Below are 13,318 nucleotides of genomic sequence, written 5' to 3'. Positions count from 1 at the left end.
ACAAACAAGACTCCAGTAACGGCAACAGAAACTTAATCCATTCACTTACTTTCGATTGACACATCTCAAACAGCAAACCATGGTAGGACTGATTAGGGTTTTCTTTCAGATACATCAGAATAAAATCCAGTTTAGACCGGCTTCCATACAAGCTACTGTTACGGGATTCCCTGTAAAATTTTGCAACCCTTTTTACGCCTTTTAAAGTGTAATGTTTTAACCGATTAGATACTAAATCGTCAAAAACAGAAAATAAAGATTCATATTCTGCTTTGTTCAGACTACTAAGAGCTCTAAATTTGTCGCAGGTCGCCCGGGCTTTTTCGTTTATTTGTTTCACAGCTACAAACTTAAAAACAGGGCGGCCTTTTTTATGCTCTTACAATTCTATTCGTGATATTGTCTATTATTTAAATAAGTTAAAAAATATTTATTTAATGAGTACTCAACTACAACACCCCTAAACTATTCATCTTGAAACCACATGCCATAACTATTTCCAAAATCCCGGATTGCGGCCCAATTTGTGAAATCGGGCACAAGCATCAAGTAACAGCCCGGGCCGGATTGGGTGAACAGTTTACTACTTTTTTTTCTGGCCTTTTCGATACAAGTGACTGGCCGGCCCGGTGGTACTGCGGAAACTGGTCAGATTTTCACGGCTGGCTTTATATTATCTCTGATATTTTGATATGGGCAGCCTATTTCCTTATTCCTATATTTTTGTTTCGTCTTGTCATTCTTCGGAAAGATTTTCCTTTCCCAAAAGTAGTCTGGCTTTTTGGTGCTTTTATTGTTTTGTGCGGCACCACTCACTTTGTTGATGCGATTATTTTCTGGTGGCCAGTCTATCGCCTGAGTGCTTTTATCAGGCTGCTCACTGCGGTAGTATCCATGACAACTGTTTATGTACTTTACAGGATTTTGCCAAACGTTTTACTGCTCAGGTCCGTGCAGGAGTTGGAACATGAAATAAATGAACGCCGATTGGTAGAAGAAAAACTAGCCGCAAGCGAATTTTTACTATCAGAGGCGGGTCATGTTGGACGTGTTGGCGGCTGGGAGCTTGATGTGCGGACCAAACAATTCAACTGGTCAAAAACAGCATATGAAATTTACGGGCGTGACCAAAACTATTTTATCGGGCCCCAGGAATTAGTGGCCTCTTTCGTGAAACCTCATCAGGAAATCCTCAGAAAAACAATAGAAAATGCTCATATGCAAAGTATTGGTTGGGATTTGGAATTGCAGCTCGTTATGCCCGATCAATACAAAAAATGGATTCGTTATTATGGCAAGCCTCATTTTGACCAAAACGGAGATTTAGTCAAAATGAGGGGTGTAATTATGGATATTGATAAATATAAAACCAATGAAATGGCACTTAGCCAGTCAGTTGATTTAATGGCGCAGCAAAATAATCAGCTTAAAAATTTCACACATATCCTGTCACATAATCTGAGGAATCATTCCAGTAATATTACGATGCTCACTGACATTGTTGACGAAACCACGCTGGATAAAAACAACACTGAAATTTTCCAGAAAATCAAAAGTGTTTCCGCAAATCTTAACGAAACATTAAACGACCTTTCAGCTGTCATTAAAATCAGGGAAAGCTATTTGCCAAGTCAGGAATTGAGTTTTAAAACGACAACTGAAAAGGTATTAAGTATTCTTGAGACCGGGCTTATTGACAGTAAGGCTGTCGTCGATATGGATTTTAAAGTTGATATGATTTTGTATCCCGAGATTTATCTTGAAAGTATTATCATGAACCTGGTTTCCAATGGTATTAAGTATAAAAAGCAAGGAGAGGACTTACGCATTGAACTAAAAACTTACACTGATAAAAATCAGACCACAATTCTTGAATATAATGACAATGGCGTGGGTATAGATCTTGAATTACACGGCGCGAAAATTTTTGGGCTTTACAAAACATTTCACACACATAAAGATTCAAACGGTGTAGGATTATTCCTGATAAAAAACCAAATTGAATCGCAGGGAGGCAAAATTACAGTGGAAAGTAAACTAAATAAAGGAACCAAATTTAAGGTAACGTTTTATGAAAAAAATTAATCTTATTTGTGTTATTGACGATGATCAAATTTACACATTTCTTATCAAGCGAATAATTGAACATGCGGAAGTTGCAGAAAACACCATTTTTTTCAAGAACGGTCTGGATGCCCTCCAATTTTTTGTAGACAAGAAAATGCAGCCGGAAGAACTTCCGGAATTAATATTGCTTGATATCAATATGCCAATTCTTGACGGATGGCAATTTCTGGCTGGCTATTCCAAGCTGAAGCCTGTTATAGAAAAAGAAATGACGCTCTACATGACAAGCTCCTCTGACGATCAGGATGACTATAACCGCGCTATGGCTATTGATTCAGTAAAAGATTTTATCAGAAAACCCATTGACGTTGATATGTTAAAAAAACTGGTTGAACAGATGTAAATATTTTACTAGATTCCCACTTTCGCTATTTTTTGAAAATTATAAGTAATAACATACGTTTAGCGGATTGCTTTTCCCGATGATGAGAAAAATTTCCCCAGTTAAATTAACAAAGGTGACAAAAATGAATTCCGTGGCCTATATCGAACCATTGTCATATTTCGGTTTGCTCTAAAATAGCGAAATAAGATATCTCATCAGGATGCTTTCTTAAAATAAAAGTGATTATATACCAAGTTTAATCCAAATTTGTGTAAATGTCAGCTAAATGAGACTTGAAAAAGCAGGTATAGTTATTTAAACGAAAGTTTTTAGACTGAAACATCAAAATAGTCTAAAAAATAAAACTTTCTAATTTTATAACTTATCAAAAGACATGAAAAAGCTATTTTTTACAATATGCCTGGCAACAATCAGCACTTTTACTTTTGCACAAACTTTCAGTATCGGTCCAAAAGCTGGTATTAATATCAGCAATTATACCAGCGGTGATATTGATTCAGATCCTTTGGTAGGTTATCACATCGGTGGTCTTTTGAATTTTGGTTTTGGCAAAAATTTCTCGATCCAGCCGGAAGTTTTGTTTTCGACACAAGGAGCCAAAGTTCAGCGTCCGGCTGGTCAGCAGGATTTTAAAATAAGTTACCTTACCATACCGGTGATGTTCAAATTGAAAACAAATGGAGGCTTTTTTGTAGAAGCGGGTCCGCAGGTTGGTTTCAGAACTTCACAGGATCTGCCTGACCAAACGATCAATCATTTCGCCAAAAATCTTGACCTTGCAGTTGGCGCAGGAATTGGGTACCAGACTAAAATAGGTTTAGGAATTGGAGCCCGCTACATCGCCGGACTTTCAAAAGTTGGTAATTTCACAGGACAAAATATTAATCCTGATTTCAAGAACAGCGTGATTCAGGCCAGTATTTTCTGGGCAATTCCTTTGATAAATAACGATTAAGTCAAATCATAAAAATAAGAAGAGGGAAAAGATTAAGTTCTTTTCCCTCTTCTTATTTTATGGCAAGTTAAGATTTCAATTCAATGACAAAGAATCAGAACCGAACTATTAACTTAGCCGTTGCAACCATTATACTTCCTTTTTAAAACTATGATAAAGCATTCTGTTTTTTTTAAACTCAAACATCCACAAGGTTCCCAAGAAGAAAACACATTTTTGAATGCAGCGATGGAATTGTCATCTATTCCGGGAGTTAATAATTTTCAGTGTGTAAGAGAGGTTAGTAAATCAAATAAATTCGATTACGGTCTGACGATGGAATTTGATGACCAAAAAAGCTACGACGATTATTCAGCCCATCCGGATCACGTTCAATTTGTTGAAAAACTATGGGTGAAAAATGTGGAAGATTTCCTTGAAATTGATTACACAAAGTACATTTAATTGTAAAAATAGGAGGCCATTAGCAGCAATGTATCATTGATGTATGTGATAAAATTATTTTGAAAAGAAAAAGTTTCTTTTCTCAAATTCCCTTTTGAAAATCCTTTCTGTATTGCAGCGGACTTATTTTTATCAATCTTTTGAAAAGTTTATAAAAATGAGAAACATCTCCAAATCCACTTTCCATAGCAATTTCAGCTACTGGTTTTTCAGTCGATAAAAGCTGTTGCATGGCAAAATTTATACGGTATTCAATTACCGTCTCCATAAATGTCTTATCCGTTGCTTTTTTAAAATACTTACAAAACGCATTTGGCGACATATTGACTTCGGCGGCTACTTCATTCAAAATAATGCCCTGCCTGAAATTATCGACAATATAACCCAGTGCCACATTCATTCTTTCTTTGCTGACATGTGGAAGCTGAGCAACTGTTCCTACACGATCAAGCAATTGATATTCGGAAGATGCGGCGAGATCTTCCATAATGTCTAATAGTCGGAGCATTTTACGGAAAGGGTTTTCCTCAGCCGAAAGCAACTGCATTTTGGTTACAGCATTTTCTGCCGTCTGTCCGGTAAAAAGAATACCGGAAGCACTGCGTTTGAGAATATTCAGAATATTGGATAGCTCAGGCTTTTCAAAAAAATCGTTACCCAGAAAATCCCTTATGAAATGTACAACAACTGATTTTACGCCATCTTCTTTCTCACTTTTCCAGCAATGCGGTAGATCCGGGCCTATTAAAACCAGATCTTTTTCCTTAAAATCCGACATATTATTCCCAACGTATCGTTTTCCACTTCCTTTTAAAATCAGTGTAAGTTCAAATTCAGGATGAAAATGAAAGGGAACGGTAAATTGTTCCAGATCAAAAGACCTTACAATGAAAGAACTTTCCGGCCCGGGCTGTAAATTTTCGAATAAAGGCTTCATATTGACTTTATTAATCAATTGTCAATCTTAACAATAAAAATAGATAATATACGCCATAAAATTGCCATTATCCGCCTAACTAAAAATCAATAAAGCCCCGAAATTTGAGCATGATTATTCCTAAACCTTAAATTTTTATGATTACCCCTACCGCTCCCGACATTAATGGTTACAAAACAGTTACCGAAATTGAAATTGAGAGTTTTAAAGAAAACGGGCATGTGATGATTCCCGGGGTTCTTGACTCAAACGAAGTTTCCTATTACAGAGATGTTATCAACAAAGCGGCCGTAGCCTACAACACGGAAAAGCGCAAACTGGAAGACAGAGACACTTATGGAAAGGCTTTTCTGCAAATTACTAATTTATGGGAAGTTGATGAAAATGTAAAGAATTTCTCACTGGCAAAACGTTTTGGCAAAATTGCCGCAGACTTACTCGGTGTCGAAAATGTTAGAATTTATCATGATCAGGCCTTATACAAAGAACCCGGAGGCGGTTTTACACCCTGGCACCAGGATCAGTATTACTGGCCGGTTGACACCGACAAAACCATTACGATGTGGATGCCTTTGATTGATATTGATTCGGATATGGGGATGCTCACATTTGCTTCCGGCTCACATCAAAGCGGTTTTATTGAAAATGTACCGATTTCTGACGAATCAGAAATTATGCTGCAAAAGTTTGTTAATGATAAAGGCTACAAAATAGCAAGAGCGGAAACCATGAACGCCGGTGATGCTACCTGGCATTATGGCTGGACACTGCACTCTGCACCGGGAAATAAATCTACCGAGGTGGTAAGGGAAGTCATGACTATTATTTTTGTGGCCGATGGTGCCAAAATAACTGAACCACAAAACAAACATCAGGAAGCTGATCGTCAGCGCTGGATGGCTGGTGGATCTGCGGGTGAGCCGCTTGATTCCTACCTGAATCCTGTGATTTTATAAGTAATTTTGCCAGCCCGTTTACATTCTTGAAAATTAAAGGTATCCCTTAACCAGGATACTTTTTTTATATTTCCCTCCATTACTATGACCTTTTTTTAAGCTATGCAACTGTATCCGTATAAGTTAATCTTATATTTGTACAAATGAAAAGTAAAAATTTTTCAATTAAAGCGCGTTTAAATAAGTATTGTGTTAAGTTAACGGGACATCCATCCGAGTTCCCGCTTAACGCACGTATATTCCATTCGGCCTGTCTTATATCTATTGCGGCATTATTTTACAATATTCCCTTCCATATTTTAATCAACATACCGGAAATAGCTTTGGCAAGTCTGGTAGTGATGATTACATGTCTAGGTTTATATTATAATTCCAGATTTTTACATAAAGTCGGTATAAGTATATTAATTTCCAATTGTCTTGGACTAGGGCTTTTCATATTTATCTACTTTGCAGACGGTGGATTATACGGGCCTGTTGATGAGTCTTTTCTGCTTTTTCTCTTTCTGAGCATTATAATAAGTCCGGTAGAACAATACAAAATCTGGATTCCTACCAATATAGGCATTGTGTTATCATTGTATGCTATTGAATATTATTATCCAGAATTATTCCCTGACCCCTATTCTAGCAGGCTTGAACATTTTATTGATCAAACTTCCTCATATATTCAAGTTGCATTGCTGATTTTTTTCTGTACTTCTTACATTCGAAAAAGTTATGAGCGCGAGAAAATATCTGCATTGATAAAGAGTAAATCCATCGAGAAAAAGAATTTAAGAATTGTAAAACAAAATCAGGAACTTGAAAGCCTGAGTGCGGAGAAGAGCAAACTTATATCCATAATCGCCCATGATTTAAGATCTCCTTTGTCCAGCATTCAGAGTTATCTTGAATTACTTTCCTCTTACGGACTCGAAGAAAAAGAGAAGACAGATATCGAAAAAGATCTCCTCCACGCAACAAAGGATACACTCGCACTACTAACTAAACTTTTGGCCTGGTCCAAATCCCAGCTTCATGGGGTTGCTGCTTATCCCGAATATTTAAATGTTATTGATCTGTTGTCCGAAACGCTGGATTTTGAGAAAACCGTTGCTTCCGCAAAAGATATTTTACTTGATTATTCTTTCGATCCTGATCTGACAATTTTTGCCGATAAGGACATGATGCAGCTCATTGTCAGAAATTTCGTTGGAAATGCTATAAAGTTTACTCATAAAGGGGGTGCTATAACCTTGAATGCCAAAACAGGGCCGGACAACTGTATTATTGTCATAAAAGATACGGGCATAGGAATCCCCCTTGAAAGACAGCCAGATCTTTTTTCTTTGAAAGCAGAATCCACTTTTGGCACCAAAGGTGAAAAAGGAGTTGGCCTGGGTTTCTTGCTATGTATAGAATACATTAAAGCCCAAAATGGGAAAATATGGTTTGACAGTATACCAGGGCAAGGTTCGTGTTTCTACATTTCCGTTCCCAGACACGCAGCCGTATCCAGTAAACCTTTTGAACATAATAACAGCTAGTTTTGTACTGTCATCTTTAGATTATAATCCGGAGCCTTAACAACGATGATAGTAATGACCCCGGAAATCAGCAAAGCCACGGCCATCAATAAATACGAAGCTTCAAAACCTCCGGTTTTCCCATTCAGATATCCCACAAGATAAGCTCCGATAAATGATCCGAGCGCTCCTATGCTATTGATCAGCCCCAAAGCACCTCCTGCAACATTTTTGGGTAATATTTCAGTTATTACAGCAAAAAACGGCCCGTAAGGTGCATAAAGTGCTCCACCGGCGATTACTAACAATACGAATGATATCCAGAAATGATTCGTACCGATAAAATAAGAACAAAAGAATGCAACAGAAGCGGTCAGCAGAAATGGCCAGATGAATATTTTCCGGTTCAACGTTTTATCTGAAAAATACGAAGTTGCTAGCATACCAGTAATCGCAAGCAAATAGGGAACGGACGATAGCCAACCCGTTTTCACAATATCCATATCTGGCGCAGCTTTGATGATAGACGGGAGCCACATTACAAACCCGTATACACCCAGGCTCCAAAAGAAATACTGAAAACAAAGAAGTATTACCGTTGCAGACTTAAAAGCTTCGGCGTAATTTTTCACTGGTTTAATGCCCGCTTGTTCTTCACTAAGCTGTTTTTCCACAGCCTGTTTTTCAGACTCATCAAGCCAGTTTGCATCTTTTGGTTTTTCATCGATCATTTTCCACCAGATAAATGCCCATATTATCCCGGGAATTCCCTGAATAATAAACATCCAGCGCCAACCCATAGAGTCGATCAGATAGCCCGACAGCACTGACATCCATAATACGGTGACCGGATTTCCAAGGATCAGAAAAGTATTGGCTCTTGAACGTTCCTTTTTTGTAAACCAATGGCTCAACAAAATCAACATGGACGGCATAACGGCACTTTCAACTACGCCCAGCATAAAACGTATCGTGATCAGAGAACCAACATTACTGACCATCCCTGTGGCTGCGGCCAGAGCTCCCCATAATATCAGGGAAATGAAAATTAGCTTTTTTGCGCTTTTATTTGCCGCATAATGAGCGCCGGGAATCTGGAAAAAGAAGTATCCAAGAAAAAATAGAGATCCCAGAAGAGATGAAGTAGCTTTGTCAATATTGAGATCAGCAGCCATCCCTCCCGCTACCGCAAAACCAAAATTGGCCCGGTCAAGATAGGCAAGACTGTATGTGATAAATACAATGGGAATAATTCGAAACCATCGCTTCGGAGCCAGTGGCTGATTCATACGTTTGTGTTTAGCTTTATTGTGTAAAGGCCAATAATAGAAAACACTACCTGGTTTAGTTGCTCATATTTGTCTGGCATGATTATATTTATTATTATCAAAATCAAATTCCAAAATTTCCGTTTCCATGACACGCGTCACACCTTTTTATACCCGGTTAGCTCAAATCCTGATCAGCATAATTTGTGTTTTTTACATAGCAATTATAGGGCGTACATTACTTGCTCCGCTGATTTTTGCTCTTTTATTTTCATTATTACTGCTTCCTTTTTCCGTATTTCTGGAAAATAAGCTTCGTTTACCAAGATGGGCTTCCTCGCTAATTGCGTTGTTGTGTTTAATTTTTGCGATTGTTGGCATCATAACCATCCTTGGATCTCAACTTACTGCACTTGCCCAGGATTGGCCGGCCTTTAAGCAGCAAGTACTGACGGGTACAGAGGATTTACAAAAATGGATTTCTATGAGATTCCATGTGGATAGCGACCAGCAAATGAGTTATATCAATGACTCTACCGAAAAAGCTTTGAATACCGGAACAACTTTGCTGGGTAACACTTTACTTTCAGTTTCCTCCGTGCTGCTCTTTTTACTTTTTACCTTTTTATATACTTTTTTCATTCTGCTGCACAGACGTTTGCTACTCCGCTTCATTGTTTCTTTGTTTAGTGAGGAACAAAGTAGTGTTGTGTATGACGTGGTGAGCCAGATTCAATATATTGTCAAAAAATACATTGTTGGTTTATTTCTCCAAATGATGATCGTGACAGGCCTTTCTGTTGCAGCCTTTACAATCCTGGGCATAAAATATGGCTTTTTGCTTGGACTTATTACCGGAATTTTCAATCTGATACCCTACATCGGCATCCTTACAGCATTATTGCTTGCCATTTTGATCACATTCGCCACATCAACTTCCAGTCATATTTTATTCGTGATGGCAGCCATTGCGGCCATACATCTGATCGACAGCAATTACATTATGCCTAAAATTGTTGGGTCAAAAGTGAAAATAAATACACTGATTGCGCTAATCGGACTTGTGCTCGGGGAAATGATATGGGGAATTACAGGCATGTTTTTATCCATCCCTGTCATTGCGATTATCAAAGTAATCTTCGACCGCGTTGAGGGCCTGAAACCTTGGGGAATGGTTTTGGGTGACGATGACAGCCATCCCGATTCAAAATCTGCCAGGCAGGAGCTTGCGGAAGACGAAAAAAATAAGGCTAATCCGGTAGCGAATTAGCCCTGAAAACAAAGTAATAAATGATTTATAACTGGTCAACCAAAACCTTTGTTCTCAGTTTTCCCTTTTTCGGTTCTTTTTTGCCTTTATTAAACCATATAAAAAAGCCGGAAATCGGTAATGAGGTTGCAACAAGACAGGCTAAAAAATAAAGTATTTTGGAAAATGTTCCAAACAGTTCGCCGGTATGGATAAATTTGACAGAGGAAGTAATCTTTTCCCCCAAAGGTTTATCTGAATATTTTTCCAGCCTTACCAATACTCCTGTGTATTGATCAAAATAAACCCTGTCGACTGCGGCCAGTGTTAAAAATCCGCTTTGGCTTTTAAGAACGGTAAAAGTACCAACGGAATCTGACGGCATGTTGATGCGAATATTACCGGTATACGAATACACCTTGCCAGCATTCGCTAAAACAGTTTCCAAATCAACTGGTGTGTTCTTCCCCGGAATTGCAGAAACCGGGTTTTCTTTTTTCGTAACACCCATTAATTTCGTAAATCCTTCCTTGTACCAGTCAAAAGCAAAATACGGGCCAGTTAAAGCCATAATCGTCACAAAAACAAAAGCATAAAATCCCAACGTTTTGTGCATATCAAAATTTACTCTTTTAAACCTTGCATCCGTTTTAACTTTAAATCCAGGCGTCCAGCTTCCTGATTTTTTCCAGCTTTTTATTTTTGCCGGAAACCATAGGATCAGTCCTGAAATTTGCAGAAAAATCATCATGACGGCAGCCGTGCCGGTTATTACGCCGCCAATGCTTTTATCCATTAAAAGCCATCTGTGCAGTTTTAATGTCGTGGCAAAAAACGCAGAAGAAGATGTCTGCGCATCTCCCAGTATCTTTCCCGTGTATGGATTGACAAAATAACTGACTGATTTAACTTTGCGTTCTTCCTTTTTCCGTGACATTTTGGAAGCGCTTTCTTCCTTAACTTTTCCTTCTGCTACTCCTTTTTCAGGAATGTTCAGCGCAACGGTCCAGGCTTCGGATGTATTTTCCGGAATCTGGATATTACTTATTTTTCCTTTTATCTCCGTTTCGACTTTTGCCATAAGGACGGCCATTGGCATCAGCCTTTTATTTTCGGTCGTCATTGTAAATTTATCCGTATCCAGAAAATGCGTAATGTCAATCCTGAAAGCGTAAATTGTGCCGGTCAAACACATAACAAAAAGAACGATCGCACTCGGAAGGCCTACCCAAAGATGAAGGTCATTAATTAGTTTTCTGAATGTGTATTTCTTCTTCATATAAACGCCAGACCGTATAGTTCAATAACTTCTTTAAAAAAAAGAATGTCAAATCATTAGACTTAATCATTCCAAATTGAATTAATATACACAAGATTAGTCTTATTTTAAATTCGTCCAAATAAATTACAATATTCTCAAAAAATTACAAGTTCTTCTCGAAATTATAAAGTAAATCAACCTGCAACCAGTCGTTAATGTGACAATTTGATCCATTAGACTGTGTTGCCATGCAATATGGCGGTCTACATTAATTTCACTATTTTTACTCAACCATCATCAGCTCCGGAAGGCGTCTTTTATGTTAACAAATCTTAAAAATTAGATGGTTTGCCACATTATCGCGTCTTTGCATGTACTGCTATTTGAAGGATAGCTTGCTAATTGGCGAGCATGTAAAATTTTATAACAAAAGCAGAAAAAGACAGCGCTGATCATATGAAGTAATTTTTACCTGGAAACATTTCCGTTTTAAAAATCTTAAATACTTTTCATATGAATGATCAACTCAGGGCACTTCTCGCAGTGAACTCCGGCCTGCCTTTTACATCCATCACGGAAGATTCACATCTTTCGAAAGACCTCGGTCTGGATAGTCTGGATACCGTCGACCTGATTTTACAAATGGAAGATATGTTTAAAATTGCCATTCCTGACGAAGAGTATCAGGACCTTCAAACAGTAAAACAGTTTTCCGATTATCTGGTAAAGAAAAGAGCCGAAGCCTGAACATATAATTCATGACATTCTTCATTTCAACTTGAAATTCGGGTCGTGATCCCGTGCTAGAAATGACCGTTGAATCAATCTTTGAAAATATTTTAAATTATTTTCAAAATATTTTTAGCCTCATAAAAAATAAAATTGCACAAATCCCCGAAAATTGCCCATTAGTAAAGTCCATTCAGAATAAAATTTCAGAAAGACACATTTTGTCAATATAAAGTATCGATCCAAAACTTTAACTGATAAGATCATTGCTATGCAGCCAACAAGTCAAAATCTTATTAGGCTCTGTTTTATACAAAATGGTTACATTCCAGATTTTAATATTTAAATAATCCTATATATAGTTTGGTGAAAAATCAATATTTAAGCTAAATTAGGGCTAAAAATAAAATGAAAAAATATACATAACTTTCACTGAGTGTACATTTTATAATTATATGTAGTATATTTGCATTGTAATAAAACAACAACAACAGAAAAGTTGTAAAAATGATTATCTATGAAAAATGCAAACAAAATGATAGCATTGGCTTTATTAGCATTGACTATCGCAACAAGTGCTATTGCTTCTAACGAAGAAAAATCAAAAGTTACCCTGATAAACAAAATCTTGCCAGCTTCTCTTCCAATTTTGGACGGTCCAGCACCACAACGTGTTAATTTATCAGCAGAATCAACAAAAACTGCCATTCAAAAAGCAAATATTGTTGAGCTAAAATTGAAAAGCATCAAGTAAAATAATTGAAGCAAAAAAAGCGGTCAGAAGGATAAACGAGTAAATATAGGTATGGATAATACTTATGATTTACTCTTCCCCAAGACAGTTTTGCAAAGGTTATTTGGTGTACTTTACCAAATTTCAACTACCTCTTTAAGATATAGCATAAGTATAAAAGGCCCCGATACTTGTCGGGGCCTTTTTGCATTTATTCCCAAATAAAAATTAAAAAAAGGAGCTTTATTGGAGGCATAATTATTATAGTTGATCAAGCTGCCGGATGATTTAGATTATCATGTAAAACAGAGATTTACTTTATACAGATGTCAACGATGGAAATCAAGGAAAACGAATATAGTATCGAATTCAGCCAGGACTTTACAGTGCCGGCAGAAACACTTTTTGAAGCATGGACCGTGCCGGAAAAACTAAAACAGTGGTGGTATCCGATGGAAAATTCTCTTTCAGATGTAAAAAATGAGTTAGAGGATGGCGGAGAGGTACTTTATGAATTTGAAAAAAAAGAATTTCGTGTAACTGGAAAATATCAGCAGGTGAGGATTAATGAAAAACTTGTCTATAGTTGGGAATGGGATTTCTCTAACGATCTGCCCGATGAAAGGTACATCTTAACAATTGGCTTTGAAGACAAAGAATCGGGTAGTATTCTTCATGTAAAACAGGAAGGATTACCAGGAGAGGCAGCCGCTTTACCCCATCAGGATGCCTGGAAAGCTGCTTTGGGAAGTCTGAAAGGATTTCTGGAAAACTCTTCCGCACAAAAATATACTGTATAAAATGA

General features: G+C 37.4%; 14 protein-coding genes. 10 read left to right on the top strand and 4 right to left on the bottom strand.

The genetic code is table 11. From position 1 onward, the window contains the following. Nucleotides 1–340, bottom strand: a 340-nt coding sequence (locus FZF08_RS32405) for a transposase family protein (RefSeq protein ID WP_200837179.1), incomplete at its 3' end; no start/stop codon positions are given. Nucleotides 341–474: 134 nt separating this feature from the next. Here FZF08_RS32405 and FZF08_RS27335 point away from each other — a divergent pair. The 4 genes from FZF08_RS27335 (at nucleotide 475) to FZF08_RS27320 (ending at nucleotide 3,872) form a co-directional block, all read left to right on the top strand. Then, on the top strand, nucleotides 475–2,085 hold the full coding sequence (locus tag FZF08_RS27335; RefSeq protein WP_159476532.1) for an ATP-binding protein: 1,611 nt from the start codon (nucleotides 475–477) through the stop codon (nucleotides 2,083–2,085). Continuing rightward, entirely contained in the window at nucleotides 2,072–2,470 is a 399-nt protein-coding gene (locus FZF08_RS27330) for a two-component system response regulator (RefSeq protein ID WP_159476529.1), read from the top strand. Before FZF08_RS27335 ends, FZF08_RS27330 begins: the two co-directional genes overlap by 14 nt. Nucleotides 2,471–2,846: 376 nt before the next feature. Further along, entirely contained in the window at nucleotides 2,847–3,428 is a 582-nt protein-coding gene (locus tag FZF08_RS27325; RefSeq protein ID WP_159476526.1) for a porin family protein, read from the top strand. A 150-nt stretch (nucleotides 3,429–3,578) separates the two neighbouring features. Continuing rightward, a complete protein-coding gene (locus FZF08_RS27320) occupies nucleotides 3,579–3,872 on the top strand; it encodes a Dabb family protein (RefSeq protein ID WP_159476523.1) in 294 nt (97 codons plus the stop codon). Between the two features lie 82 nt (nucleotides 3,873–3,954). Here the strand turns inward: FZF08_RS27320 and FZF08_RS27315 are convergent, their stop codons facing one another. After that, nucleotides 3,955–4,809 (bottom strand): AraC family transcriptional regulator, encoded by an 855-nt coding sequence (locus tag FZF08_RS27315; protein WP_159476520.1) that lies wholly within the window; start codon nucleotides 4,807–4,809, stop codon nucleotides 3,955–3,957. Nucleotides 4,810–4,946: 137 nt separating this feature from the next. On the opposite strand from FZF08_RS27315, the gene FZF08_RS27310 reads away from it, so the two are divergent. Both FZF08_RS27310 and FZF08_RS27305 read left to right on the top strand, forming a co-directional pair. Further along, nucleotides 4,947–5,765, top strand: coding sequence for a phytanoyl-CoA dioxygenase family protein (locus tag FZF08_RS27310; protein ID WP_159476517.1), 819 nt, complete (start codon nucleotides 4,947–4,949; stop codon nucleotides 5,763–5,765). Between the two features lie 143 nt (nucleotides 5,766–5,908). Further along, entirely contained in the window at nucleotides 5,909–7,294 is a 1,386-nt protein-coding gene (locus FZF08_RS27305; protein WP_159476514.1) for a sensor histidine kinase KdpD, read from the top strand. Here the strand turns inward: FZF08_RS27305 and FZF08_RS27300 are convergent. After that, on the bottom strand, nucleotides 7,291–8,562 hold the full coding sequence (locus FZF08_RS27300; RefSeq protein WP_159476512.1) for an MFS transporter: 1,272 nt from the start codon (nucleotides 8,560–8,562) through the stop codon (nucleotides 7,291–7,293). The genes FZF08_RS27305 and FZF08_RS27300 overlap by 4 nt on opposite strands. 127 nt (nucleotides 8,563–8,689) lie before the next feature. On the opposite strand from FZF08_RS27300, the gene FZF08_RS27295 reads away from it, so the two are divergent. Next, nucleotides 8,690–9,811: an AI-2E family transporter gene (locus FZF08_RS27295; RefSeq protein ID WP_159476510.1), complete on the top strand. Its 1,122-nt coding sequence runs from the start codon at nucleotides 8,690–8,692 to the stop codon at nucleotides 9,809–9,811. A 25-nt stretch (nucleotides 9,812–9,836) separates the two neighbouring features. Here FZF08_RS27295 and FZF08_RS27290 read toward each other — a convergent pair whose 3' ends face one another. Further along, entirely contained in the window at nucleotides 9,837–11,069 is a 1,233-nt protein-coding gene (locus FZF08_RS27290) for a PepSY domain-containing protein (protein ID WP_159476508.1), read from the bottom strand. A gap of 495 nt (nucleotides 11,070–11,564) precedes the next feature. Between FZF08_RS27290 and FZF08_RS27285 the strand changes: the two genes are divergently transcribed. The 3 genes from FZF08_RS27285 (at nucleotide 11,565) to FZF08_RS27275 (ending at nucleotide 13,313) form a co-directional block, all read left to right on the top strand. Beyond that, nucleotides 11,565–11,798, top strand: coding sequence for an acyl carrier protein (locus tag FZF08_RS27285; protein ID WP_159476506.1), 234 nt, complete (start codon nucleotides 11,565–11,567; stop codon nucleotides 11,796–11,798). A 499-nt stretch (nucleotides 11,799–12,297) separates the two neighbouring features. Further along, nucleotides 12,298–12,534 (top strand): hypothetical protein, encoded by a 237-nt coding sequence (locus FZF08_RS27280; RefSeq protein ID WP_159476504.1) that lies wholly within the window; start codon nucleotides 12,298–12,300, stop codon nucleotides 12,532–12,534. Nucleotides 12,535–12,848: 314 nt separating this feature from the next. Further along, nucleotides 12,849–13,313, top strand: coding sequence for an SRPBCC domain-containing protein (locus tag FZF08_RS27275; protein WP_159476502.1), 465 nt, complete (start codon nucleotides 12,849–12,851; stop codon nucleotides 13,311–13,313). Nucleotides 13,314–13,318 lie beyond the last annotated feature (5 nt).

It is taken from the genome of Dyadobacter sp. 3J3, assembly GCF_009801115.1.
Classification (GTDB): Bacteria; Bacteroidota; Bacteroidia; order Cytophagales; family Spirosomataceae; genus Dyadobacter.
Note: the sequence above shows the minus strand (reverse complement) of the source record. Positions and strands in the feature narration are given on the sequence as shown.

Bases quoted from the DNA above. Each gene is read 5' to 3' on its own strand.
- FZF08_RS27325 (WP_159476526.1), top strand. From the start codon at position 2,847: ATGAAAAAGCTATTTTTTACAATATGCCTGGCAACAATCAGCACTTTT.
- FZF08_RS27285 (WP_159476506.1), top strand. From the start codon at position 11,565: ATGAATGATCAACTCAGGGCACTTCTCGCAGTGAACTCCGGCCTGCCT.
- FZF08_RS27330 (WP_159476529.1), top strand. From the start codon at position 2,072: ATGAAAAAAATTAATCTTATTTGTGTTATTGACGATGATCAAATTTAC.
- FZF08_RS27315 (WP_159476520.1), bottom strand. From the start codon at position 4,809: ATGAAGCCTTTATTCGAAAATTTACAGCCCGGGCCGGAAAGTTCTTTC.
- FZF08_RS27305 (WP_159476514.1), top strand. From the start codon at position 5,909: ATGAAAAGTAAAAATTTTTCAATTAAAGCGCGTTTAAATAAGTATTGT.
- FZF08_RS27295 (WP_159476510.1), top strand. From the start codon at position 8,690: ATGACACGCGTCACACCTTTTTATACCCGGTTAGCTCAAATCCTGATC.
- FZF08_RS27275 (WP_159476502.1), top strand. From the start codon at position 12,849: ATGGAAATCAAGGAAAACGAATATAGTATCGAATTCAGCCAGGACTTT.
- FZF08_RS27320 (WP_159476523.1), top strand. From the start codon at position 3,579: ATGATAAAGCATTCTGTTTTTTTTAAACTCAAACATCCACAAGGTTCC.
- FZF08_RS27310 (WP_159476517.1), top strand. From the start codon at position 4,947: ATGATTACCCCTACCGCTCCCGACATTAATGGTTACAAAACAGTTACC.
- FZF08_RS27300 (WP_159476512.1), bottom strand. From the start codon at position 8,562: ATGAATCAGCCACTGGCTCCGAAGCGATGGTTTCGAATTATTCCCATT.
- FZF08_RS27280 (WP_159476504.1), top strand. From the start codon at position 12,298: ATGAAAAATGCAAACAAAATGATAGCATTGGCTTTATTAGCATTGACT.
- FZF08_RS27290 (WP_159476508.1), bottom strand. From the start codon at position 11,069: ATGAAGAAGAAATACACATTCAGAAAACTAATTAATGACCTTCATCTT.